The sequence below is a fragment of the Halioglobus maricola genome, from assembly GCF_009388985.1.
GTDB classification, from domain to species: domain Bacteria; phylum Pseudomonadota; class Gammaproteobacteria; order Pseudomonadales; family Halieaceae; genus Halioglobus; species Halioglobus maricola.
Map to the genome: position 1 here is coordinate 2173627 of NZ_CP036422.1, position 24386 is coordinate 2198012.

General features: G+C 56.5%; 20 protein-coding genes. 2 read left to right on the forward strand and 18 right to left on the reverse strand.

Annotated elements, in window-relative coordinates:
• Positions 1-3: 3 nt before the first annotated feature.
• From EY643_RS09840 to EY643_RS09870, 7 genes are read right to left on the reverse strand one after another with little or no spacing between them, the layout of a single operon-like run.
• Positions 4-1716 (reverse strand): GMC oxidoreductase, encoded by a 1713-nt coding sequence (locus tag EY643_RS09840; protein ID WP_152662044.1) that lies wholly within the window; start codon positions 1714-1716, stop codon positions 4-6.
• A 2-nt stretch (positions 1717-1718) separates the two neighbouring features.
• On the reverse strand, positions 1719-2336 hold the full coding sequence (locus EY643_RS09845) for a gluconate 2-dehydrogenase subunit 3 family protein (protein ID WP_152662045.1): 618 nt from the start codon (positions 2334-2336) through the stop codon (positions 1719-1721).
• Positions 2333-2587: a hypothetical protein gene (locus EY643_RS09850; RefSeq protein WP_152662046.1), complete on the reverse strand. Its 255-nt coding sequence runs from the start codon at positions 2585-2587 to the stop codon at positions 2333-2335. Before EY643_RS09850 ends, EY643_RS09845 begins: the two co-directional genes overlap by 4 nt.
• A 9-nt stretch (positions 2588-2596) precedes the next feature.
• Positions 2597-3442: a sugar phosphate isomerase/epimerase family protein gene (locus tag EY643_RS09855; RefSeq protein WP_152662047.1), complete on the reverse strand. Its 846-nt coding sequence runs from the start codon at positions 3440-3442 to the stop codon at positions 2597-2599.
• Positions 3439-4761, reverse strand: coding sequence for an MFS transporter (locus EY643_RS09860; protein ID WP_152662048.1), 1323 nt, complete (start codon positions 4759-4761; stop codon positions 3439-3441). The genes EY643_RS09855 and EY643_RS09860 overlap by 4 nt, the downstream gene beginning before the upstream one ends.
• Positions 4762-4794: 33 nt before the next feature.
• Complete coding sequence (locus EY643_RS09865) at positions 4795-5841, reverse strand: sugar phosphate isomerase/epimerase family protein (protein ID WP_152662049.1); 1047 nt, start codon at positions 5839-5841, stop codon at positions 4795-4797.
• Between the two features lie 16 nt (positions 5842-5857).
• Positions 5858-7015 carry a Gfo/Idh/MocA family protein gene (locus tag EY643_RS09870; protein ID WP_240732661.1) on the reverse strand — a complete coding sequence of 386 codons (1158 nt, stop codon included), beginning with the start codon at positions 7013-7015 and terminating at the stop codon, positions 5858-5860.
• Between the two features lie 113 nt (positions 7016-7128).
• Between EY643_RS09870 and EY643_RS09875 the strand changes: the two genes are divergently transcribed.
• Positions 7129-7842 (forward strand): AraC family transcriptional regulator, encoded by a 714-nt coding sequence (locus EY643_RS09875; RefSeq protein ID WP_152662050.1) that lies wholly within the window; start codon positions 7129-7131, stop codon positions 7840-7842.
• Between the two features lie 2 nt (positions 7843-7844).
• Here EY643_RS09875 and EY643_RS09880 read toward each other — a convergent pair whose 3' ends face one another.
• The 9 genes from EY643_RS09880 to EY643_RS09920 are packed head-to-tail and all read right to left on the reverse strand — an operon-like array spanning position 7845 to position 21506.
• The gene (locus EY643_RS09880; RefSeq protein WP_152662051.1) at positions 7845-8558 is read right to left on the reverse strand and encodes a 3-keto-disaccharide hydrolase; all 714 of its coding nucleotides are present in this window, start codon (positions 8556-8558) and stop codon (positions 7845-7847) included.
• An 11-nt stretch (positions 8559-8569) separates the two neighbouring features.
• Positions 8570-10447, reverse strand: coding sequence for a TonB-dependent receptor plug domain-containing protein (locus tag EY643_RS09885; protein ID WP_152662052.1), 1878 nt, complete (start codon positions 10445-10447; stop codon positions 8570-8572).
• 20 nt (positions 10448-10467) lie between these two features.
• The gene (locus EY643_RS09890) at positions 10468-14376 is read right to left on the reverse strand and encodes a DUF7133 domain-containing protein (protein WP_152662053.1); all 3909 of its coding nucleotides are present in this window, start codon (positions 14374-14376) and stop codon (positions 10468-10470) included.
• The gene (locus tag EY643_RS09895) at positions 14373-15818 is read right to left on the reverse strand and encodes a mannitol dehydrogenase family protein (RefSeq protein ID WP_152662054.1); all 1446 of its coding nucleotides are present in this window, start codon (positions 15816-15818) and stop codon (positions 14373-14375) included. Before EY643_RS09895 ends, EY643_RS09890 begins: the two co-directional genes overlap by 4 nt.
• The gene (gene uxaC, locus EY643_RS09900) at positions 15815-17224 is read right to left on the reverse strand and encodes a glucuronate isomerase (RefSeq protein ID WP_152662055.1); all 1410 of its coding nucleotides are present in this window, start codon (positions 17222-17224) and stop codon (positions 15815-15817) included. Before uxaC ends, EY643_RS09895 begins: the two co-directional genes overlap by 4 nt.
• Positions 17224-17934, reverse strand: coding sequence for a FadR/GntR family transcriptional regulator (locus EY643_RS09905; protein ID WP_152662056.1), 711 nt, complete (start codon positions 17932-17934; stop codon positions 17224-17226). Before EY643_RS09905 ends, uxaC begins: the two co-directional genes overlap by 1 nt.
• A gap of 1 nt (position 17935) precedes the next feature.
• Positions 17936-19018, reverse strand: coding sequence for a Gfo/Idh/MocA family protein (locus tag EY643_RS09910; RefSeq protein WP_152662057.1), 1083 nt, complete (start codon positions 19016-19018; stop codon positions 17936-17938).
• Complete coding sequence (locus tag EY643_RS09915; RefSeq protein WP_152662058.1) at positions 19018-20364, reverse strand: divalent metal cation transporter; 1347 nt, start codon at positions 20362-20364, stop codon at positions 19018-19020. The genes EY643_RS09910 and EY643_RS09915 overlap by 1 nt, the downstream gene beginning before the upstream one ends.
• On the reverse strand, positions 20361-21506 hold the full coding sequence (locus EY643_RS09920; protein WP_152662059.1) for a Gfo/Idh/MocA family protein: 1146 nt from the start codon (positions 21504-21506) through the stop codon (positions 20361-20363). The genes EY643_RS09915 and EY643_RS09920 overlap by 4 nt, the downstream gene beginning before the upstream one ends.
• Before the next feature lie 156 nt (positions 21507-21662).
• On the opposite strand from EY643_RS09920, the gene uxuA reads away from it, so the two are divergent.
• Positions 21663-22841, forward strand: a complete 1179-nt coding sequence (uxuA, locus tag EY643_RS09925; RefSeq protein WP_152662060.1) for a mannonate dehydratase — start codon at positions 21663-21665, stop codon at positions 22839-22841.
• On the opposite strand, the gene EY643_RS09930 is transcribed toward uxuA, so the two are convergent.
• Together EY643_RS09930 and EY643_RS09935 are read right to left on the reverse strand one after the other, a co-directional pair.
• Entirely contained in the window at positions 22838-23467 is a 630-nt protein-coding gene (locus EY643_RS09930; RefSeq protein ID WP_152662061.1) for a thiopurine S-methyltransferase, read from the reverse strand. The genes uxuA and EY643_RS09930 overlap by 4 nt on opposite strands.
• Position 23468: 1 nt before the next feature.
• Positions 23469-24344, reverse strand: a complete 876-nt coding sequence (locus tag EY643_RS09935; protein ID WP_240732662.1) for an HpcH/HpaI aldolase/citrate lyase family protein — start codon at positions 24342-24344, stop codon at positions 23469-23471.
• Positions 24345-24386: the final 42 nt, after the last annotated feature.

Here is a 24386-nt window from a genome sequence, read left to right on the forward strand (position 1 = left end):
CACCTAGATATGGCCCTCGGCGAGCTGCTTGACTGCATAATCCACGGCCCTGGCTGTAAAGGCCATGTACGTGAGTGATGGGTTCACGCAGGACGACGATGTCATGAACGAACCGTCTGTCACAAACAGATTTGCCACGTCGTGGGCCTGGTTGTACTTGTTCAGGACCGCCTGATTCGGGTCATCTCCCATCCGCGCAGTGCCCATCTCGTGGATACCCTCACCCGGCATACTCATTCCCTCACTTGCGGGCAAGGAAAGCACTGCTCCGGCGGCTTTCATGATGCTGTCCGCTTGCTTCTCGGCATCAGCTCTTATCGCCAGTTCGTTCTTGCCCCAGGTGAAATCGAACGCTACCTGCGGAATGCCAAATCGGTCCACTTTATTGCTGAGCTTCATCTGGTTGCTCTCGCTGGGCAGGCACTCGGAGAAGTACGCCAGCGCCCACAACCACTGGCCGGGCTTGCGAAGATCGTTCTTCAGCTTGCTTCCGAAGCCCTTGCTGTTGAAACGTGCGCTCCAGTCCAGACGGGCGACGAAAGTTTGATAGCCGTATCCGCGCAGGAAGTCAGCGTCCTGGTCCTGTTCTCCCACGTTGCGGAACCTGGGGATATACAATCCAGTGGGGCGCCTTCCACTGTAGTAACTGTCCATGTCGTCCAGGAACACGCCGAGATTCATGGTGCCCAGGGGGTGGTCCATCATGTACTTGCCCAGCACCCCGTTGCTGTTGGCCAGGCCATTTGGGAATACTGCACTAGTGGAGTTCATCAGGACTTGAGTCGTGGCGACTGTGGAGGCGCACAAGAAAAACACTCTGGCTGAGTAGCTCCGCCGCTCTCTAGTCTGCGTGTCGATCACATGAACAGCCGAGATTTTCCCTGTCTCGGGGTCATGTTCCAGACGGTCTACCAGAGCATTTGCGACCACGGTCATACGCCCTGTGGCTTTGGCAGCGGGTAAGGTAGAACTCTGTGAGCTGAAGTAGCTGCCGGTCGAACAACCACGAGGGCAAGGGCCGCAATAGTGGCAGGCACTGCGCCCAGGCAAGTCTTCGGTCAGAATGGCTGCACGTCCGTTGGTGAGGGTGACGTTAGGCATCTTTTTCTTGAGTCGCTCGCCAATGGTTTCTTCGAGCGCATACCAGGGCATTGGTTTTTGAAATTCGCCGTCGGGTAGTTGCGGCAGGCCCTCATTGCGGCCGTTAACGCCGATAAATTTTTCCACATAGCTATACCAGGGGGCGATGTCATCGTACTCGACTGGCCAGGGTATCCCGTGTCCATCGGTCGCGTTCGCCTTAAAGTCCTGCTCGCTGAACCGATAGGTCTGTCGACCCCAAAGCAGAGAACGCCCTCCCACCACATCGGCACGCGCCCACATGAACGGCTTGTCCGGATCATTCACATAGGGATTGTCTTTGTCGTTGTTCCAGAAATGACGATTGGCCTCGTTGAAGGAGTGGCTGACCCTGCTCTGGATCGGATATTCTTCCTTGTAGAGCTCACGCGGTTTCTTACCCTGGAAGGGAAACTTCCAATCCGGAGCGTGCTCGCCCGTGTAGTCGACACTGTGCTCCAGCGGTTTGCCGCGATCCAGCACTAGTACGTTCAGCCCTTTCTCTGTAAGTTCTTTCGCCGCCCAGCCACCGGAGATACCCGAGCCAACAACGATGGCATCGAAATCATAGTTTGTCGTGTCAATAATATTTGCCATGCTCAGAATCCCCCTGCCCAGCTGCTATCGTTGGGCCCAAGTGGGATATTGCCGTCAAATGTCATCGGCATGGGGTTGTAGCGCAAGGCCTCTTTGGAGCCTCTCTCCGACGTAAAGAAACCCCAGATAGTGAGCTCTTTGAGTTGGCAAATGAAGGGTGCGTCGCTGATAAAATCTCGCTGAACATTCCCAAACTCGTACCAGGGGTGATCGCTGGCGTCTTCCTCGAGAGCTTCGAGTATTTCAAGCTGATCGCTCGGAGGAAGCAAATCGAAACGATTGCCATACTCCTGTGGAATGCGTTGCTCGATGTCGGCCATGCCGGCATCAAATATCCCCCTCTCTTCATCGCTAAACCAGTCTGCAGCCATCAGCTCTATGAAATGAGGCACTCCGGCGTCGATCGCTCCCGGACTATCGCTCTTCGGGATAATCACCTCGCACATCGCCGCCAGAATCTGCCGCTGCTCTTCGCTCAGGTAGTCGACGTCAGTCGTGTTGTAATTGGGGGCACTTGCCAGATATACGCGCTGTTCTTCCGTGAGCGCTATCCCCAGCTGGCTGGCAGTCAAACCACTCACCATGATGGCAGCGCACTGTAGAAATTCTCGTCGATTCATGATGTCTTTCTCCTGGGAATCAGCGACGGCAAGATGCCTATGCAGAGCGTGATCAGTACGCAGACGGCGAGCTGATAGGGCCAGACACCAAAGTAGTAGCCAGCCGCCTTAAAGGCGCCATAGCCCATATAGATGGCGTCAATATGCGTGAGGTGATACAGCTCGTAGAGCGCGACCGCCGTCGCAGGCAACAAGAAATAAAGATAGAGCCCAATCGCACTCGCGATAATCCAACGCTTTCTATTTAGCATATTCTTGAGTTACCCAATGTGTGAGCGAATAAACTCAATACCGTCCCGGTAGAGTTGCTCGGGTGAATCGAACGCATTGCGCCAGACGTTGGCCGCCACTGCAAGCTCTGGGTCGGACGTACCGAAAGCCTCGATAACCAGCCACCCGGAGTAATCTATCGCCTCAAGCGCAGCGAAATGTCCGTGCCAGTCTACTTGTCCGGAGCCAAGCGTACCTCGGTGGCTTTCACTCAAGTGTACATGGTTGATCGTGTTTTTGATGGTCGCGAGGGCGCTAGCGGGCGCTTCATCTTCGATATTGGCGTGGTGGGTATCGTAGTGTACGCCGACATTATCCAGCCCCACTTGTTCAACCATACGGTGACAATCCGCTGCGGTGTTAATCAGGAACACCTCGAACCGATTCAGCACTTCGAGCCCGAGTTTTAGTTCGCGGCCCGCCGCGTACTCCCCCGCCGCCCGCAGGTACTGTGCAGACCAGAGCCACTCTTGTTCAGTCGCGCCGCGACCGGTGAAATACTTGTGCGCTTGATAGATACCGCCGATCAGTATCTCTGCCCCAATGGCGGAGGCATCGTCGATCGCGCGCATGATGTTGTCCAGCGCTGCCGCTCGAATCGCCGGGTCGGGCGAAATCGGGTTGGTATCTTCACCGACAAACGCTGACGCTGTGCGAGCAAGCCCAAGGTCGTTGCAAGCTGAAGCGAGCGTCGCCAGGTCTGCCGAGCTGTGACCAGACATGGGGATCTCCACGCCATCAAAACCAGCTGCGGCGAGCCCTTCAAACACCGGGATTTTATCGGGGCTCGTCTCGACGCCCCAGAGCAGCATGTTCATGCCGATTTTTACGTTCACTGGGGAGTTCCGGGTTCGCCGATCACCTCAGGCTGATGCCCTCCTCGCTTTCTATCGAACAACCAGATGATGCCGAATACAGGTAGCAGCATCAGTGGCACATAAGCTACAGACTGGAAGGATTCAACTGATGCATAGCGAACGACTTCACTCATGGCCTCCGGCGAGAGTGAAGCCAGCTTGTCAGCACCACCCGCTGCTTGTGCCTTGGCTGCGTCGAAAATGCCGCCCATGCGAGGCAACACAAACTGGATCGACATGCCCCCGGCAAAGCCCATAAGGCCCATGGCCATGGCGCCACCACGAGGGAATCGCTCGGCCACAATGGCCAGCATCGTTGGCCACATATAGCAGACGCCTATGCCCCATACGGTGGCAGCAGCAAACGCGAGCAAGGGTGTATCGGCGAGGCTAAGAAGGTATAAGCCAATGCCTGCAGCAAGGCAGCTGACAAACATGAGACCCACCGAGGAAATACGTTCGACGATTGGGCCTGCGAAGTGACGCATGACGAACATCAGCGCACTGACGTAGACAAGCAACAGAATACCTTGCATGCCGACGATGTTGGAAAGCGCGATATTTACCCACTGACCGGGTGCGAGTTCTGCCGCGGCTGTCAGGAACATGCATGCCCAGAAGACCCAAAACAACGGCCGTTTGAGTAGCTCCGTAAACATTTCGCCGTAACTTACACCGGCGGCTACGCGTTCTGTCTCTGGGAATGCAGAGCTGGCCACCATCCATGCGAGCACCACTGCCGGCACCAGCAGTACAAACATATTGATTTCCCATGGAAGCCCCATGGCGCTGATAGACACGCCCAACAGGCCACCTACGACGATGCCCGCGGGCCACCAGGCATGGAGAATATTGAGACGGTGCGTCTTTTCCTCCGGATAAAGTGCTGCCACCATGGGGTTCGAGGCCGCTTCAACTGCGCCCCAGCCCAGCCCCGTGAGCAACAAACTGACCAGCACCACCGTTTCCACGGAAGGTCCAATGGGCATCGCAGCCGCTGCCAATAAGCCGAGCGCGCCTGCCACATAGCCTAAAGCGGAGAGCAGAAGCATACGTTTCATTCCGATAAAGTCGACCAGCGCGCTGCCAAACAACAGCGTCAGCGCAAAGCCCGTGAAGGTGATACCCAGCGCCTCCCCAACCATGGATGCGGAGTTGGCAAGATCGATCTTGTCGTAGATATCCGCCTGTAGATTAGGCGCGATATTGGCCCGTACAGCAAAACCCAGGCCGATCATAAAGATCGACAGGTTGCCCACGTAATAGAGCCGTTTGCGATTGATGTCTGTGTTCGTCATTTGCGTATCCAGTATTGTTATTGTTGGTCGAAATTAACTGAGGCCGAGAATGCGCCGGTTTACCGCATCATCTGCGCCGGCGCCGGCGAAGTCATCAAAGGCCTTGTCGGTGGTACGAATCATATGGTGGTTGATAAAGTCCACGCCTTCCGCGGCACCGTCCTCCGGGTGTTTCAGACAGCACTCCCACTCAAGTACGGCCCAGCCATCGAAGCCATACCTGGCAAATTGACTGAAAATTCTTGAAAAGTCTACCTGCCCGTCGCCGAGGGAGCGGAAACGGCCGGCACGATCTTTCCAGCCCTGGTAGCCGCCATAGACGCCACTGCGACCGTCCGGATTGAATTCCGCGTCTTTCACATGGAACATCTTTATCCGCTCGTGGTAGTGGTCGATAAATTGAACATAGTCCAGCTGCTGCAACAGGAAGTGGCTGGGGTCATAGAGGATATTGGCGCGCGGATGGTTGTTCGCGGCCTCGAGAAACATTTCGAAGGTCACACCGTCATGTAAATCTTCACCGGGGTGAATCTCATAACAGACATCTACACCGGCTTCGTCAAAGGCATTCAGAATCGGCGTCCACCGCTTGGCCAGCTCCGCGAACCCTGCTTCGACCAGTCCGTCCGGCCGTTGCGGCCATGGGTACATGGTCTGCCATAGCAGCGCCCCGGAGAATGTTGCGTGAGCATTCAGCCCCAGGTTCTGGCTTGCCTTGGCCGCTAGCAGTAGCTGCTGTACAGCCCATTCCTGCCGGGCCACGGGATTACCTTTGGCGGCGTCAGGCGCGAATCCGTCAAACAACTCATCATATGCAGGGTGGACCGCAACCAACTGCCCCTGCAGATGCGTCGACAGTTCGGTAATCGCAATGCCATTGCTGGCGCAGATACCCTGAAGCTCCTGGCAGTAATCCATGCTTTCTGCGGCCAGCTCCAGATTGATCAGCCCGGACTCCCAGGTGGGCACCTGTACGCCCGTGTAGCCGAGGCCTCCGGCCCAGCGAGTTATATTCTCCAGCGTGTCGAATGGCGCATCAGCGCCGACAAACTGGGCGAGAAATATAGCGGGTCCTTTCATCTTGTTCTCCCTTGAATCAGTGTTGTTCGAAGCGATGCCACTTGGTGTCGCTGGCGCTCGCCGTAACAGCCAGTTCGATAAAGGCCATGCCCCGCACGGCTTCGGCGATTCCCGGACAATCGCGACTGCGAACGTCGGGATCGGTGTTTTGTTCCCGTGCACGAATTTGGCCGGCAAAGGCCGTATAAATATTGGCAAATGCTTCAAGATAGCCTTCGGGGTGCCCCATCGGCGTTCGGGTGTTAGCCGAGGCCAGCTCACCAAGATACGGCCCGCCTGTGCGGAGCATCTCTGCCGGCCGGTCGGGCCACTTAAGCCACAGTGTGTTTGGTTCTTGTTGAGACCACTCAAGCCCGCCAAGCGAGCCATACACGCGGATCTTCAAGCCATTCTCTTCGCCCACGCACACCTGGCTGGAATGCAACAGGCCTTTCGCACCGCCCTCGAAACGCAGTAACACAGAGCCGTCATCGTCGAGGTCCCTGCCCTCGACAAACGCCGTTAGGTCAGCGCACATCTCTGTAATCTGGAGCCCGGAAATATACTCTGCCAGATTGGCTGCGTGCACGCCGATGTCGCCCATGCAGCTGCTGATACCTGCGCGGGTAGGATCGAGGCGCCACTGTGCCTGCTTGTTGTCCGCGTCTTCCTGCCGGTCAGCCAACCAACCCTGCGGATATTCCACCACTACTTTACGAATGGTGCCGAGCTCACCTCGAGCAACACGTTCTTTCGCTTCCTTGACGAGCGGATAGCCGTTGTAGGTGTGCGTCAGTCCATACAGCTGCCCGGTTTGCTCTACCACTGCGCGCAACTCCAGAGCTTCAGCGAGATCAAAGGTGGCCGGTTTGTCCGACAACACATGAAAACCCGCCTGCAGTGCCGCTTCGGCAACGGGGAAGTGAAGGTGATTGGGAGTGACGATCGCCACAAACTGCATACGTTCGTTTTCTGGCAAGGCTGCTTCGGAAGCGAGCATCGTCGAGTAATCTGGGTAGACACGGTGCTCATCGAGGCCCAGTGCAAGACCTGAACGAAGGGCTTTCGCCGGTTCGCTGCTGAATGCGCCGCACACAAGCTCTATCTGACCATCGATAGCCGCCGCCATGCGGTGAATTTCGCCAATGAAGGCGCCCTCGCCTCCTCCAACCATACCCATCCTGACTTTCGTCATGCGGGAACTCCTGCGGATTTTATGTTTGTCAGTCGCAGTGTGCCGGGGTCGGGATTACATTGCTTGGAGAATTTCCGTTATCATTAGAACAAAATCGGCAAATTAGAACATATATGACAAGGCTTGTTTTCGATTCACTGGACAACCTGGGCGCTCAGTTGACGGTACTGGACCTGGTAGGCGACACCCACGCCTGGATGAAAAACGCTGAGGGGCGCTTTGTATATGGCAATCAACTGTTTGTTGCTCGTTTCGGCATGTCCAGTAGCAGGGAGTTACTCGGCAAAACAGACTTTGATCTGGCCCCACAGACTATGGCGCAGCGCTATACCGATGACGATAGGCGTGTACTCGCCGGGAATGCCGTTAGCGACAGGCTGGAGATGATCGGTTCGCAGGGGGCCTCACTTGAGTGGTTTCTCACATCCAAATGGCCTGTGTTCAACACCGCGGGCAATATCGTCGCGAGCTTCGGCATGAGCCGTCACCTCAATCGATCCGAGCGCAGTGCCGTTCCTTACCGCGAGCTGGACGTTCCCATCAGCTATATTCAGACGCACTTTGCTGAGAATGTATCGGTAAGAGAGCTGGCGTGCGCGAGCAACCTCTCGGTCAGCGCACTGGAACGTCGTTTCCGCCGGCACCTCGGTAAAACACCACATCAATACATCGTAGAGGTGCGCCTGGAAAATGCCCGGCAACTTCTACTGGAAACAGATCGTCCCGTTGGAACTATCGCGATAGAGACAGGGTTTGCGGACCACAGCCATCTGACCCGCAGTTTCCGCAAGCATTTCGGCTGCGCCCCAAGCAGTCTTCGTGACTGACCTCAGGGCAGATCTTTCACCCTGATATTTCGGTACCAAACCTTGTCGTTGTGGTCCTGTAATCCGATGTGCCCTTTCAGCAGTGACCCGTAGTTGGGGCGCGACGTGAACTTGCTCTTTTCATACATCGCCTGCCACTCGGCGCTGCCCTGCTGAAATTTCGCCGTCATTCTGCCGTTGAGCCAGAACTCTACGTCTGCGCCGTCGGCAATGATATGCACCTGGTTCCAATAGCCGGCGGGCTTGGATGTATCGTGATCGGGCACGATCATGTCATAGAATGCGCCTGAGCGGTGACTGGGTATTGATGCGTCTTTATGAAGAGCGTTGTCCAGCACCTGCATTTCATAGCCTGTGTAGTGCATATTGCGCCCACTTTCATCTGCTCGAATGAATATGCCGCTGTTGCCACCAGGGCTGATGGCCCACTCGAGTTTGAGCTCGAAATTGGCGAACTGTTCCCGGGTCATGATGTCGCCGCCCCAGCCTACACGAGCAAGACATCCGTTCTCGATGGTCCAACCTGAATTTACCTCTTCTTCTTTGTAACTGCGCCATTGGTCCAGAGATGTACCGTCAAACAACAAGCGCCAGCCCGAGCTGTTCTCTTCCGGACTTAATCCGCTTATGCACTCGGCCGCGTCTATAACAGGATCTTCGCCGCAAGCACTCAGGCACACAGCTGCAAACAGGGGAATGGCGATATTCTTGATCATGTCGGGGGTCCTTAATCTAAGGTGTAGCTCAGTCCAAGCCGGAAATTGCGCTCCTGCCCGGGGAAGCCGACGGAAGTTTGGTAGTTTTCGTCCAGTAGATTGTCTGCCGAAAGCGCGATACGCCAACGATCAGCGGGCAGCCAGGTGAACGTCAGGTCCACCAGATGATAAGCATCCAGTTCAGACTGCTGGGCCTGACCGGTATGGCGTGACACTGAAAGCTGCTCACCGGTATAACGGTACTGTAGAGCACTCGTCAGCGTGGCGCTAATATCCCAATAGGCGGCGGCAGCCCCCTGCCATTCAGGGCGACTGGGCAACTCTACGTCTTCGCCGGGCACATCCATATCCGTAAACGTCAGTTGGCCGTCGAAGCGCAGGGCATCGCCAGCTTGCCACTGGCCGTAAAGTTCAACACCCTCGCTATCGACACGGCCGCGATTAATATTACGGAATGTCTCCTCATCGAAGTCGACCAGGTTCGTATACTCGTTTTTGAAAAGCGTGGCCTCGAGCGTGACTTTGTCCCCGCTGAACCAGTTCAAACCAATATCCCAGGTTTCTGCTTCTTCGGGCTCCAGCTCCGGGTTGCCTACCAACGCATGGCCGAGAGCGAAGAAGCTGGGGAGCTTGTACGCTTCACTCCAGTTGGCGCGCAGCGCGAGCCCCGAGCTGAACTGCCAGCGTACGCCGGCTCCGGCGGAAGTCTCGCTGTCAAAGCCGTCCGGGTCGTCATAGCGAATGCTCGCTTGTATCAGTAGTGGATCCAATGGCGCAGAAGATACACCCGCGAATACCCCCTTTATTTCCCTGTCCAGGCTAAAGTCGGTCGGGACGATCAGGCCAAAGAAATCGACATAGCCGTCGCTATCACCGGTCTCATCGCGGTAGCTGGCGCCAAGGGCGACATCCGTTGCTGCACCAACGGCGAGTTCATTAACCCACCGCAGCTCATCGCGTCGATACTCTGTATCAGAGCCGTTCGGCGGCACCTCAGCGTAAGGGGGAATACCGGGAGAAAACGCTTTCGCTTCCTGATCTACACGGCTGGCCGTCAGGGTGCTAGCCCATGCTTCTGAAAATTGCGCATTCCAGCCGAGTGAAAAAGTATCGTCGCGGTACTCACCCTGATCCAGGTCGTCAGTGAGGGCGAACTCGGGCCCGCCACTCTGTTCGGGATAACTGGTGTTGTCACCGTCGGCATAACGATAGGCAAAGCTAAGTTCGTGCTCGGAGCTTGCTTGCCAGCGCATACGTAAGTCCGCCTGGTCACCTGTGCGAGTACTTCCCTCGACGGGCTCGCCATCATCCCTGTGCACCAATTGCAGGCTGTACTGCAATGCACCACTGTCACCGGAGAAAGACGCGTGATAGCGAGCGAAGTCATCCTCGCCCAATGAAACGCCCACGCTTGAGCGAGGCTCAGCAGAGGAACTGCGCGTGATAATATTGATAACACCGCTCAGTGCATCGGAACCATAGATTGCGGACTGGGCACCGCGCACAATTTCAATGCGCTCGACCATAGCCGGGTCCAATCTGCCGAAATCAAAGCTGCCGCCGCGCGTGTTGGTGGGGTCGTTGACCGGTACTCCATCGATGAGAACCAGGGTGAAATTGGCATCGCCCCCGCGTATCGACACCGCAGTGAGACCGCCGGGGCCGCCCTGTTCCTCGACGACAAGGCCTGGGGCAAGACGCAACACATCGACAACATCGCGAATGTCCTGTGCCTCGATGACATTACTGTCGAGCACCGATACTGAAGCTGTCAGCTCCTCCTGGGGGACATAACTGCCCGTAACGAGCAGCTCTTCCATGGTTTGCGCGGACAAGGCGCTGCTCCACAGGGTTGCCGCGCTCAAGGCGGCAGCCATTGACTTATACATCTAGTGTTTTCCTGTTACAGCTATTCTTTGCGCTTGAACCCGAGTCTCTCGCCGTTGTAATGCAAGTAGAACTTCGGTGACGGGTTATCGCCATCTACCTCGAATTCCAGCTTCACGACTTCACCACCTGCGGCGCCAGAAAAACGAGTTTCGCTATCCTGGGTAAGAACCCCCTCCCCGCGCAGCGGCACAGACATATAGAGGCCCTCTTTACGCTCACTGATAGAAATCGTCATAAAGCTCAATTTGTACTTACCCACGAATCGGGCGAAGCCGCGATCAAAGGGAACCTCCTGGAGCTCTGTGGCTGTCCACGGCTTGCTGCGCCCCGAGCTGGCACTGCGAATCTCAGCGGCCTCCTCCGGGCTTACGGGCGAAGCCTTGTTGCCCCAGCTGCGCCTCAGGAAGGTCATCAACCCTGCAAGAGTCTCATCGTCCAGTTCCTTGAGGTGGCCATGCGGAGGCATGACGCCGTCCCACTGTTCGCCATTTATTTCTATCGGCCCGCTAAGCCCTTGCAGAATGATGCGGCCAAGCCACTCCGGAGGCCCGGTCACCCAATCAACGCCTGACAGCGCCGGCGCAAGCCCCGGAGTGCCCTTGCCGCTCTTGCCATGGCAATTTCCGCATGTGGGGTAGTACGCCCGGCCTTTGTCCATCAACGCCAACTGCTCGGGACTCAGTGGCTTGATGCCGAGCGCCATCTCGTCACCCGGCCAGGTAAACGCCAGACGGCCGGCGAGGCGAGCTTCCCAAAGCGGGTCGTTTTCACTAATCGTCGCATCGGTGAAGGTGGGGGGTGCTTCCGCCAGATTGGCGGGCACAAAACCGTCGGCCAAGGTCATGGATTCGAAGCCGGCCAGCATGGCCACCTGTTGCCAGCTGTTGCTACCGCTGCGGCTGCCTGCAAGCGCAAGCAACTCAAGCAGGGCTGCGTCCGGCTCTTCAGTGGACGTCAGGTCACCGCGAATGCTGCGATATGCACTTGCAGTAAGATCACGCAACGCTGCGGCATTTGCATCATCCTCAATGCCGAGCTCGCCTGCTGCGTAGACTTCTTGCAGAAATTCAAGCTCTTTACCCAGCACTGAGCGGACCACTGCCTGACGCAAATATAGGCCCGCATGTTTGCTGTCCAACAGTTCGACCAGGCGCGCGCGAACTTCGGCGCTATCGCTGTGTTGACCCATTGCGAACGCCAATTGGAGCAACACGCTCTCCTCTGCATCGATCAGCAGTTCACTCGCCTGGATCAGTTGTTCGCCGCTAAGCACGCCTTCGGCTGCGCGCAGGGCCTGAATACGGCGATGGGCATCGGGCAGTGCCAGTATCTCCATCAACAACGCCGGCTGGAGTTCCCCGCGCCCTTGCAAGGTCCATATTGCGTGCAGCGCTGCAACAGTGTTGTCGCCTTTCGCCACCGCCGCCAAGCCAGCTGTCACCGTTGCGTCGCTGACCAGTAAGAGTCGCTGTGCTGTGTCCCTCACCCAGCCGTTTGGATGGCTGAGATAAGCGATCAGTGTCTGTGCGTCAGCGTCGCCAGGTTTGATCGCTGTCGCAGTTTCATTCTCTTCATAACTAATGCGCCAGATGCGACCCATGCCTATAGGACGCTCAAGCTGGCGCTGTAGGATCTGCTCTCGCAATTCATCGGTAAGGAAGTGTTCATCCTGAATAATGCCGCGGTACATATCGATAACGTAGAGAGCTCCGTCTGGACCATTTGCGGCATCTACCGGGCGGAAGCGCTCATCGGTTGATCCAAGAAAGTCTCGTTGCCCCCACTGTTCATCTGCGTAAAGCTGTTTTTCACCGCTTATCTCGATACCGTCTGAATCAATACTGATATGGGCAACGACATTGCCTGCCGATTCAGGGACAAAGGCATGCCCCTTGTATTCAGCGGGGAACTGGTCACCGCGATAGATAGCAATGCCCGATGCGCCAGTGGCAACATTGAGACGGCCATCTTCGCGCAGAGTGCCCTCCAGGTAGGCTCGATTAACACCGGGATTTACCCTGACGGAATGCACTTCAGGAGGATCAACCAGCGTGACGCCCACGCCAGCGTAGACGGCGTCAACCCCGGGAACGGCGATCTGATCAGCCTGGAAAAAATCAGTCTGCACCCAGGTGGAATTGTGGTTGTAGTAGAGGCGCCCAACATCGTCTTTGGCAATACCCCATTGGCCGCGGGTGATCCCCTCAGCACTTTCGAATTGCCCGTCTTTGAGACGCATACGGCGGGCTGATTTTGAGTTGTAAAGCCAGTTGTCGAGACCAGGTAGCAATCTATTCTCACGGTGCTCGACATTAACCTCATCCTTACTATCGGCGTATGGCCCTACCCGGGTCGGTGAGCATGCTGCCTCGTCAGCGACCTCACACAGGAGCAGGTCTGGCGGCACGCCGATCAGCACCCCATCGTTGACCACAGCGACAGCGCGCGGGTTTACCAGCCCGCCTAGCACTACTTCGCTGCGATCCATAAGGCCATCACCGTTGTCGTCTGTCAGACGAACTACCTGACCGACCGGCTCATTGCGACCGGTGCCGTAGGCGTCGGGCATGTAGCCGCGCAGTTCGACGACATAGAGCCTGCCAAATTCATCCCAGGCCATGGCGACGGGGTCTTCCACCATCGGCTCTGCTGCGACGAGTTCAATTTTGAACCCAGGCGCGATGCGGAAAGACTCGAGCGCTTCCGCCGGGCTAAGTACCGGCGCTGGCGCGTTGTCCAGCGTCTTGTAGAACGATACTTCCTCCCGATTTTCACGCAACGAGGTCAGGCCTATCTTGTTGAGCGCGAACTGCTCGCCGCAGGCAGCTGGCGTGATCTGCAGCTTTCCTCGATTTGCCATCATGCCGCTCCGCACTCGCAGCACGTCGGTTTCATCGATACTCAGGGTCGCGCCATCGCCGACGGTAACGCCGGTAAAGGTATAGGTGTCGCGCTCCGCCAGGCCAACGGCTTCCGCTTCAATGACTTCATCCGGGGTCACCAGTTTGCCTTCAGCGCGACCACGGTAGAGCAGCACTTCGGCATAGGATTCGGTGCCGGCCATCTCGCCGCTGTCGTAGCGCATGCGAATTCGGGTGGGCGTGTCACAGACAGGAATGTCGAAACTGACCCTGACATCGTGGAAACGTCGACGAGACTCGAGCACCGGATTCTCACCGGCAGGAGAGCCAATGACAGTGTCGCCTTCTATTGTTAAGCCAGTAATGTCGGACGCGATCCAGTCTTGCGATGTCAGTGCGTCCTGCGCCAGCGCAACCGGGTCCATTTCCTTGATACGAATGAAGCGCCAACGCATTATGCCCTTGCCGCCGGAATGGACCTGCAATGCCACAAAACCAGTGTCGTCAAAACCGTCGACAATGTCAGCGGCGACGACACCATTAATCCATGTCTGGAGCTTGCCCCCTCTCGCCTCGATTTCAATGTCGTTCCAACCGTCGAGTTTAATCGCTTTGCGTGCTTCCTCATTGATCTCAAGGCTGGCCAGCCAGCCTCGACGCGCTTCATCATAGATGCCACCACTCCAGGCACGCTCTGAAGCGTCCAGCTCGTACTGGTAACCATAGACGCGGCCGTCTTCCTCCCTCTGCTTGCCACGGAACATGACTCCGGAATTGCCGGGTTCATCCCAGCGCATCTGCATCCGCAGATTGAAATCGCCATAGCTTTTTTCGGTGCGCAGGAAAGTATTGGCACCCGGGCCGTTGCGGCCAACGATGTCGACACCCTCGGCTTGAAAAGTCGCGTCGCCGCCGATTTTCCTCCAACCGTCCAGGCTGTTGCCATCGTATAGCCAGCTATACCCCTCTTCGAGCTCCATTGTTGGCTCTGATTCGCCCTCGAATACGCCGAGATACCATGCGCCTGCTACCGACAGAGTAATAAGGAGTAGGATAATTTTCTTCATGTGATTTCTCGTTCTTCAAGATTCATGCAGGCTAGAAGGCCGTGCGTGGCAATATACGTCATTTGTTGGCACAACCTGGCGTTCAGGGCGCCGAAATCTTCGACAGTTTCAGGGCTTATGCCGGCTAGACACAGAAGTTGAGTCACGTCGTGGGACGTTTTCTTTGCACGTAAAGCAAGCATGCGCTCTGCCGCCGGATCGTCCAGCGGTGTATCAGTATTGAGCACAAGATGGCACCAGGATGCCAGCGCGAGCTCGAGGTGAGCGAGCCTTACACCGCGCTGCAAGTGGGGTAGCCAGCGCTGAGGGATCTTCACACTGCTATCCATAAAGATCTGTTCGCAACGGTGCCTGAGTTGAGGGTTTGAGAATCGCTGCAGCAAGGCATCGCAATAACTGTTGAGATCAAACCCAACAGGCACATCCAGCCCGGGCAACAATTCATGTCGCATCAGTTCGCGCACAAAAGCGCCCATTTGGGGGTCGGCCATGACCCGATCCACGGTCTCGGTGTTACTGAGCACCCCGATGCACGCTATCGCTGTGTGTGCGGCGTTCAACAGACCCAGCTTCATCGCCTCATAGGGCCGGATATCATCAACGAAGGTGACACCTGCCAGCTGCCACGCAGGGCGCGGACCGGCGAAATTGTCTTCAACCACCCACTGACTAAAAGGCTCCGTGGCGATTGCGCTTGCGTCATCGGCGCCAAGCTGTGCCGACTGCAGCAACCGCTGCTCCTCAGTTATAGCGGGAACAATGCGGTCCACCATGCTGCTGGGGAAGCTCACCGAATGCTCGAGCCAGTCGAGCATCTCGGGCCGCACTCGTTTGACAAAATCAAAAATCCTCTGCCGGAGGAGCTGGCCATTCTCGACAAGATTGTCACAGCTAAGGACGGTGAGCGGCGCGCGCCCCTGATCAAAGCGACGGGCTAAACCCATCGCAAGAACACCGATCGCAGTCGTCGGCTCTTCAGGAAATTGTAAATCCCGGGCTAGATCGTGATGCTCCCAATCCGTTTTACCTCTCGCGTCGCTACAGTAACCCTTCTCGGTAATCGTGAGGCTGACAATATGTGTCGCCGGTGCCGCTATGGCAGCCAAGACGGCCTCGATGTGTTCGCTCGCCACCAAGACCTTGGCAACAGCACCGACAACCCGCAGCTCAGTATTGGAACCGTCGTCCGCGAGCAGGGAATAAAGACCATCCTGGGGCTGCAGCTGTCTGGCAACAGTGTCGCTGCGCAATGAAACACCTGTGATCCCCCAATCTCCTCCGTTCTGATTCATCGCCAGCTCGGTATACCAGGCCTGATGTGCGCGATGAAACGCACCTATACCCAGATGCACAATGCCGACACCCAGGCGACCGCGGTCGTACTCGGGCAGTTTTACCCCGGATCCCAGTGCGTTCAGCTGATTTGTGGCGAGGCGATTCACAGTCGGTACGCATCCTTTGCCAGTTGGTACGCAAGGTCGTGTGCGAGTTGTTCCGCCTCTGGCAGGGTGAGACGGTGCTCCGCAACCAACTGCGCGAGGAAGCGGCAGTCTATCCGCCGAGCCACATCGTGGCGGGCGGGAATGGAAAGAAATGCTCGAGTGTCGTCGTTAAAGCCGACTGTATTGTAGAAACCGGCCGTCTCAGTAATCTGGTGACGGTAGCGGAGCATGCCCTCCGGGCTATCGTGAAACCACCACGCCGGGCCCACTCGAAGACAGGGGTAATGCCCCGCCAGCGGTGCAAGTTCACGTGCATAGGTCGTTTCATCGAGGGTGAAAAGGATGAGAGTAAAGTCTGCCTCGTTACCCACCCGGGCCAACAGCGGTTTCAAGGCGTTTACAAACTCGCCAGGCAGAGGCAAGTCGGCGCCTTTATCACGTCCGTATTGAGCGAACAAACTGGGGTTGTGGTTTCTTGATACGCCTGGGTGAAGCTGCATAACCAGCCCGTCTTCCAGACTCATCAGTGCCATCTCGAGGAGCATCTGGCCGCGGAAGAGTTCTGCATCGGCTGCGCTGAGACTCCCCGCGAGTGCGCCGGCGAACAGGGTCTCGCATTGCGCACGCGGCAGGTCGGCCGTAGTCGCCGATGGGTGACCGTGATCAGTCGAAGTTGCGCCCATGCTCTTGAAGAAAGCGCGTCGCTCGCGCAAAGCATCAAGATAGCCGCTGTAGCTGCTGCAGTCGATGCCACTGATTTGCGCTAATTCAGTGATGTTGTCGGGAAAATTCTCATATTCCGGGTCTACAACTGGATCTGGCCTGAATGCTGTAATCACCCTTCCCTGCCAGCTGTCAGCGGCGAGTAGCTGGTGCGCATGCAAGGGATCCAGTGGCGACTCTGTTGTTGCAATGACTTCAATATTGAAGCGTTCAAACAGACTGCGGGGCAAGAATTCAGGCCGTGCAAGCTGGCTGTTTATTTCGGCATAGAAACTTGCGCTATTGCTTGCACAAAGCAACTCGTCGATACCAAAAACAGCTGAGAACACATGGTCCATCCAGAGCCGGGTGGGTGTACCACGGAACAGGGAATAATTCTCTGCAAACAACTGCCAAACGGCTGCCGGGTCCGCATCAGAAGATTGACCGCTGGCCTTGGAGATCCCCAGTTGCTCCATACTAATACCCTGGCTGAACAGCATCCGTAGCAGGTAGTGATCAGGCTGGATAAGCAATTCCGTGGCATTGCCAAAGGCTTTGTTGTGCGCGAACCAACGGGGATCAGTGTGGCCGTGGGGGCTGATTATGGGGAGATCAGCGACCTGATGATACAGGGCTCTGGCGATATCTCGCTGCTGTGGGCAGCTGGCAAATAATCGGTCAGGATGTAGGAGCTTGGACATCACATGGTCTCCATCAGGTTGTCTATTACTCGCTGCAAATGCCCGTGCATTGCATCACGAGCGGCGCTCGCGTCCTGACTGCGGAGCGCGTCAACGATTCGCTGGTGGTCCGCGACAATCGGGCGTGAACCCTCTTCCCGCACGCGCCGGTGGAAGTGGGTACTGATCTCGGATTCCTTTCGCAGCTGCCACAGCCACTCGATGCTTGCCGTCAACGCGCTGTTTCCACAGGCGTTGGCAATGGTGCGGTGAAACTCAAAGTCGATCAATTCGGCTGCTTCAACTGCCACTGAATCGTCTTCCATTTGCACCAGTAGGCTATTGAGCGTGGCAATCTCCCCGGGCGTAATGCGTTGCGCGGCAAGGGCACAGGCCTCCGCTTCGATCAGTCGCCGTGCCTCCAATATCTCAAAAGGCCCTGGCGCTTCGCCAAGACCAAGAGTGTCATGCGACTTTGTCGTCTCGAGCACATAGACACCAGAGCCAGAACGGACTTCTACATGACCGGCGAGCTCAAGCGCAATCATTGCTTCGCGGATGGTAGGCCGGCTCACCTCAAACTGGGCGGCGAGTTCCCGCTCAGCCGGCAAGCGCTTACCGGGCGTGAAAGTGCCCGACGCAATAAGCTCTTCCAATTGGCGGGCAACCTGAAGATACAGGCGCTGAACCTTGATCGCCTGTATTGGCGAATCCCTCTCAGTCGCAGCCATGCTACGGAGCCTCCGTCTGCGTATCAGCCAACATCTGAGCCTGCATGCTGATCTGGGCGGCCGCGAAACTGTGTGCCTGAGTCATGGCGTTTTCGGTACGATGCAGGCAGTCGAGAATCAGTTGGCCAAAGAAAGGAAAGCCGGTTCGTCCCAGACACTCTATCTCCTGCTCAGTTTCTCTGTTCACCAGAAACAATCTGGATGAAGGTGCTTCACGCGCCACATCGAGGTATTTCCGCAGTTCAATGCTACCTTCAGTACCGACAATGAAGCTTCGACCGTCGCCCCAGGTGCTCTGCCCTTCAGGGGTATACCAATCCACCCTGGAGTAGAACGAGGCGCCATTGTCACCGGTAAGTGATAATTCACCGAAGTCTTCAAGGCCTGGCTTGTCAGGGTGGCTAAAATTTTCCACTCGAGCGAAATTGACTGATGCGCTGCTGCAGCCCGCGTAAGTCAGGAACTGCTCCACCTGGTGCGACCCGATATCGGTCAGGATGCCGCCATAACGATCTTTTTCAAAAAACCATGCCGGGCGGGTCGCTTTGGCAAGTCGATGCGGTGCCAGATTGAGCACTTGAATCACTCGCCCAATCGTGCCCTGGCGAATCAGTTCTCCAGCCTGCCAGGCAGCATCGTTGTGCAGACGTTCGGCGTAGTAAACGGCGTATTTTTGCCCCGTCTCAGCCGCCACGTCACGCGCTCGATGTAACTGCTCCAGTGAGGTAAAGGGCGATTTGTCGGTAAAGTAATCTTTGCCTGCGCGCATCACCTGTATGCCGATATCGCAACGCAGGTCCGGAATGGCGGCGCTGTTGACCAGACGGATTTCAGGGTCCTCAAGAATCTGGGCAAAGGATTCCGCCACCTTGACTTCGGGATAGGTTTCAACAAACCTGGCGATGCGATCAGGATCAGGATCGTACACGTATTTCAGTGTACCCCCCGCATCTCTCAGGCCATTGGTCTGGCCGTAAATATGACCGTGATCCAGAAATGCACAGGCGAAGATAAATTCACCCGGCGCAACAACCTTTTCCGCTTCAGCACTAGGTGCGTAGTTCGCGCCGTCTTTGATGTCCATTAGATCCAACCCATGGCGACAGAGGTGCTATAGACGACACTGGCAAGCACCATGACAATACAGACAATCATGGCGGTGTTGTAAAGCAAGGCGCGGCTACCAGTCGGACAATCATCGCCGAGATAGCTGCGCTTATTGTTCAAGACTAACCAGCCAATGTAAGCGATAGGCAGAAGGATCCCGCAAATGGCAGAGGTAGGCAGAATCACATATGCGCCCATGCTGGACCAGAGGAAGACACCCAACACTGCAGGTGTTGGCAGCAATAACGCCAGCCGATACTTTGTGGAGTGGGCGGGCCAATCAAACATCGCGCCAGCAGCAGCACCGCAGCACAGCATGTGCATGACCAGCGATCCCACCGCCATACCGAGGATACCGAAGGCAAATACCAACCTGCCGGTAACCTCGCCCATGCCTGTGCCAACGAACATCGCGCCCGCCTGGGAGGGACTAAGCTTTCCCTGGATACTCATTTCACTGCCGTAGAATGCACCTGCGGCGGCAATAGATATGAGCCCTGTCACCAACAGATAGGGCAACACAAGGCCGATAACGATGTCATAGCGTGACAGTTCTCGCTGCGCCTTGCCCCAGCCGCGGTCAAGCAAGGTGTAACCGTAAACAAAAGTCATATTGATACCGACGGCCGTTCCGAGCGCCGCCATCACCGTGGTGACACCTGCGGCGTCATCGGGCAGCTTATTGGGAATGTAACCTGAGAGCACAGCTCCCCAGTCGATCTGGCCGTTACTACTGGCAGCGATCACTACCCAGGCAAAGGCGACGATAATCATGCCACTAAGGAGTTTGATCGCAGTCTCGAAGATACGAACAGGCCGTCCGCCGGCTCCGTAGTTCCAGGCGGTGAAAGCGCAAACTGCCCAGACCAGAATGGCGAGAATAAACAGGAAACTGTCGCGCCCCGTATCCCCTGCCTCATAGCCTGTAGAGACATTAATGATCTCTTCCAGCATGCCGGCGCTGAGCGGGTAGTGAGAAAACCCCCAGATGATACTGGAAGCCAGCGCAGCTATCGCCCATGCCCAGGCCAGCCCGGGATGCACATGATCTCGCATGGCGGCAAAGGGTTTAATGCCCGTGCTCAAGGTTTGATGCGATAGCGCGAACAGCATAATACAGCCGATAATCATAGCTGCCGGCTGCACCCACAGTAATTCATAACCGTAAACTGCGCCGATGGTCAGTGAGGTGATGGCGCTGCCGCCGCCCAGGGTCATTGCTCCCTGCAGCCAGCCCGGGCCAGATAGTTTCAGATAGGCTGGCAGACGCGCGGGCCAAGGACGCTGCGCAACCTCGGCCAGATATTGTTCCTGATCACTCATCGGTACGATGCTCCCATGTCAATATTGGCCTCAATGTCAGCACGCTTTCGCAAGGCGGATCCGTCTATACGCTGGTCCAGTGCCTGCTGGTAAGTTACGGCATCTAGTGGAAAAGTGACTTCACGTGACTCCCAGCTAGACAGGAGCATTGCATTGGCAAGGGCCAGCGAGTTCAGCCCCTCCTCTGCCGCCGCCAGAAGTGGCTCATCGCGTTGAATAGCAGCGGCAAAATTACGCATGACGGCGGCGTGCTGATTAATGTCTCGGTCAGGCGTAATGTCCTCGGTGGTGGCATCCGGGACGCCGAACATCTCCTTTGTATTGCGGCTGAATTCGCCGGTGGCAGGAGAGTTTCGGGTCAGCGACAAGCGCTGACCGTCAAAATTCAGACTGCCCCGATCGCCGATGATGTCGAAGCGATTAACGCCTGGAGCCTCACCGGTAGAACCCACGAAGAGACCGGTGGCGCCGCTGTGATACTTCAGCAATGCAGTGGCTTCGTCTTCCACTTCAATATCGTGGTAGCGGCCAAATGCACACTCCGCCCAAACCGATTCAGGCATGCCACAAAGCCACTGAAAGATATCGAGGTTATGTATGCACTGATTGACCAACAGCCCGCCGCCCTCGCCCTTCCAGGTGGCGCGCCACTCGCTGACCTGGAAATAGACTTCCGGACGAAACCAGTTAGTCATCGTCCAGTGGGTGCGAGTAATTTCGCCCAGGGTGCCGGCAGTAATATGCTCACGCATGGCGACGAACAAAGGATCGGAGCGCTGATTCAGCATTAATGCAAAAATCTGGTCGTCGCTTTTCGCCGCCAACAATTGCTCCCCTTCGGCCAGAGAGAGGCCAATGGGTTTCTCCATCATAACGTGGAGACCAGCGTCGAGGGCGGCTTTGCCAGCGTGCAGGTGGTCAAAGGTAGGTGTGGCGATCAGAACAGCATCACAGAGGCCGCTGGCGTAGAGATCAGCCTGCTTTGCAAAGTGTTGCACGCCCAGATTTTCAGCATAGGGCGTGCGCGTACGTGAGCAAACGGCTGTCAACTCAAACGGCCCGGCCTGTCCGCTGTTCACGTTATCAATGTGCTGACTGGCAATGTTGCCGAGGCCAACAATCCCCAGGCGGATAGTATCCATGCAGGTCCTGTGAGTATGTGCCTCTTGCCAAGTCGTTCGGCATCGGGCAGACTTTAGATCGGTAAAGTGGTCAGGCCAATTTAGGGATTGAGCGCTTTGCTGTCAAGCACTAGCACACAACTACTCCACCAATACGGCGCAAAGAGTACCCAAACAATGCAACAGACATGGCGTTGGTTCGGCCCGAAAGACAGCGTAAGCCTGGAAAATATCGTGCAGGCTGGCGCGACAGGTGTCGTCACTTCACTGCACGACATTCCCACCGGTGACGCATGGCCTGCTGAAGCTGTAGTCGAGCGGAAAAACGCGATTGAAGCGCATGGCTTAAGCTGGGATGTGGTAGAGAGCATCCCTCTACACAACGACATCAAAACGCGCAGCGGCAATTACGAACAACTCATCGAAAACTACAAGACATCGATCCGCAGCGTAGGCGCCGCGGGCGTGAACGTGGTGTGCTACAACTTCATGCCCGTCGTTGATTGGACCAGGACCAATCTCGCATACGAACTGGAGAATGCCTCACAGGCTTTGCGCTTCGAAATGACAGACTTCGCCGCCTACGATGTCTATGTACTCGAACGCGAAAATGCAGCCGCTGATTACGACTCAGAGCTACTTGCCCGTGCGAAAGCGCGGCTCGATAGCATGTCGGCACAGGAAAAAGCACTGCTGGAAGAAAACATTATTGCGGGACTGCCCGGTGGCGAAGGTTCCTACGACCGGGACAGTATCCGCACGGCAATAGCCGAGTTTATTGCCTTGGGTAATGACGGAATGCGCGCCAACCTGTTTGCCTTCCTGCAAGCCATCATCCCAGTAGCCGAAGAAGCTGGCGTGCGCATGTGCATACATCCCGATGACCCGCCCTTCTCGCTTTTCGGCCTTCCACGCGTGGTATCTACCGCCGATGACGCGCGCGCCCTGATGGCGGCGGTTCCCAGTGTAAACAATGGTTTGACGATGTGTGCCGGCTCCTTTGGCGCTCGCGCCGATAACGATCTGATCGGGATGGTACGGGAATTCGGCCCTCAGATTCACTTCGTTCACCTGCGCAACATCAAGCGCGAAGATGACGGGTCATTCTATGAATCAGAGCACCTGGACGGTGACAACGATATGGTTGGCCTGATCTCGGCGCTTCTGGACGAAGAACAACGGCGCCTCGAAGCAGGTCGTACCGATACTATTCCCATGCGTCCTGACCACGGTCACCTGCTCGGCGATGAAATAGGTAAGGAAGGAGTGAACCCCGGCTACTCCTTTGGCGGGCGCTTGAAAGGCCTCGCGGAATTACGCGGTGTGATTCACACACTGGAGCATTTGCGCAGCTAAAGTCTAGTCAGACAGTAAGCGCCATTGCGTACATTGATGCCGCGAAATTCCTCGTCTTCCTTGCCGAGAGCTTGAATACGGAAGGCGCCCCCGAAAAGCCGTTCGACCTCGTCAGATGATATCGCAAACGGTGGCCCATCGAACGCGCGCTGGTCGTACTCGATAGTAATCAGCATTATTTTAGCGCCCGGCTCGAGCGCATCACACAGCTTGGCAGCATAGCGTTCGCGCATCTGCGTGGGTAATGCTACGAGTGAAGCCCTGTCGAAAACCGCGCGACAAGCAGCAAGCTCGTCATCCGGCAATGCAAAATAATCGCCCTGGTAAAACTCAAGCCCCGGCGCAGTGTGGCGCTGGAGCTCACCAACGGCTGCCACCGAGTGCTCTATTTTGTTCTCGTTAAAAAACGCTTCGACCGCTGTCGCACTCAATTCATTCGCCAGAACCTCGTGACGTTGCATCAGCCAGACAATATCCAGCGACTTGCCCGCCAAGGGCACGAACACCCGACTGCCCGCCGGCAAAGCCAAAGCACTCCAGTAATTGCGCAGTTGCGTATTGGTTTGCTCCTGGTGAAAGCCGATATTCTTCGACTCCCAGCGGCTCTCCCAGAAAGATTGTTCCATCTCAGGCCTCTAGCGAGGCAATAGCATCTGCGAGCGCGAGACAGCGCTGGGCCTCCTCAACATGCAGAGCCTCCACCAGCCGTCCGTTGACAACAACGACGCCCTTGCCTTGCGCCTCGGCCTGTTCAAAGCCAGCGATCAACTCTCTTGCTGTGGCTATCTCTGCATCGCTGGGCGCAAATGCCTTGTTGGCAGCTGCGAGCTGCTTCGGATGGATCAGGCTCTTGCCATCGAAACCCAGATCGCGCCCCTGAATACAGGACGCTTCGAGCGCCGCCTCGTCGTCCAGATCCAACTGCACACCGTCGATGACATCGAGCCCATTGGCGCGTGCGGCATAAACACAGAGGTTCAGTGCTGCGATAAAGCCCATTCTGTCGGGTGTGTGGCGAACACGAGTGTCCTTGGCCAGGTCAGATGTGCCTAGCACGATACCTTTAAGGCGCGGGTGTGCCGAAGCGAGCTCCCCGATATTCAAAATACACTGAGGTGTTTCCGCCATTATCCAGATATCGATACCGGTATCACAGCCGGCCATGTCCGCCGTAGCAACAGCCTGCTCAACTTCAAGCGCAGTAGAGACTTTGGGGACGAGTATCCCATCTGGCCTGGCTTTACTGTTAGCTATGGCGGCGAGGTCGTCTGCGACCCACTCACCGTCCATCACGTTAATGCGGACGATGATTTCCCTGTGCCCATAGCCCCCCTCCTCCAGGGCCGCGACCACCTGCTCGCGTGCCTGCTGCTTGGCATCCGGGGAAACTGAGTCCTCCAGATCAAGAATCAAGCTGTCTGCGGGCAGGCTTCTGGCCTTATCCAGGGCGCGCGGGTTGGAACCAGGCATATAAAGCATGGAGCGTCTGGGGCGTACTGACATGGGCAATACCGAACTGAGAAATGCGGTGTTCAAGCTTACACA

Coding starts and splice junctions, on each gene's coding strand:
- EY643_RS09840 (WP_152662044.1), bottom strand. CDS start 1,716: ATGGCAAATATTATTGACACGACAAACTATGATTTCGATGCCATCGTT.
- EY643_RS09845 (WP_152662045.1), bottom strand. CDS start 2,336: ATGAATCGACGAGAATTTCTACAGTGCGCTGCCATCATGGTGAGTGGT.
- EY643_RS09850 (WP_152662046.1), bottom strand. CDS start 2,587: ATGCTAAATAGAAAGCGTTGGATTATCGCGAGTGCGATTGGGCTCTAT.
- EY643_RS09860 (WP_152662048.1), bottom strand. CDS start 4,761: ATGACGAACACAGACATCAATCGCAAACGGCTCTATTACGTGGGCAAC.
- EY643_RS09865 (WP_152662049.1), bottom strand. CDS start 5,841: ATGAAAGGACCCGCTATATTTCTCGCCCAGTTTGTCGGCGCTGATGCG.
- EY643_RS09870 (WP_240732661.1), bottom strand. CDS start 7,015: ATGACGAAAGTCAGGATGGGTATGGTTGGAGGAGGCGAGGGCGCCTTC.
- EY643_RS09875 (WP_152662050.1), top strand. CDS start 7,129: ATGACAAGGCTTGTTTTCGATTCACTGGACAACCTGGGCGCTCAGTTG.
- EY643_RS09880 (WP_152662051.1), bottom strand. CDS start 8,558: ATGATCAAGAATATCGCCATTCCCCTGTTTGCAGCTGTGTGCCTGAGT.
- EY643_RS09885 (WP_152662052.1), bottom strand. CDS start 10,447: ATGTATAAGTCAATGGCTGCCGCCTTGAGCGCGGCAACCCTGTGGAGC.
- EY643_RS09890 (WP_152662053.1), bottom strand. CDS start 14,376: ATGAAGAAAATTATCCTACTCCTTATTACTCTGTCGGTAGCAGGCGCA.
- uxaC (WP_152662055.1), bottom strand. CDS start 17,224: ATGTCCAAGCTCCTACATCCTGACCGATTATTTGCCAGCTGCCCACAG.
- EY643_RS09905 (WP_152662056.1), bottom strand. CDS start 17,934: ATGGCTGCGACTGAGAGGGATTCGCCAATACAGGCGATCAAGGTTCAG.
- EY643_RS09910 (WP_152662057.1), bottom strand. CDS start 19,018: ATGGACATCAAAGACGGCGCGAACTACGCACCTAGTGCTGAAGCGGAA.
- EY643_RS09915 (WP_152662058.1), bottom strand. CDS start 20,364: ATGAGTGATCAGGAACAATATCTGGCCGAGGTTGCGCAGCGTCCTTGG.
- EY643_RS09920 (WP_152662059.1), bottom strand. CDS start 21,506: ATGGATACTATCCGCCTGGGGATTGTTGGCCTCGGCAACATTGCCAGT.
- uxuA (WP_152662060.1), top strand. CDS start 21,663: ATGCAACAGACATGGCGTTGGTTCGGCCCGAAAGACAGCGTAAGCCTG.
- EY643_RS09930 (WP_152662061.1), bottom strand. CDS start 23,467: ATGGAACAATCTTTCTGGGAGAGCCGCTGGGAGTCGAAGAATATCGGC.
- EY643_RS09935 (WP_240732662.1), bottom strand. CDS start 24,344: ATGTCAGTACGCCCCAGACGCTCCATGCTTTATATGCCTGGTTCCAAC.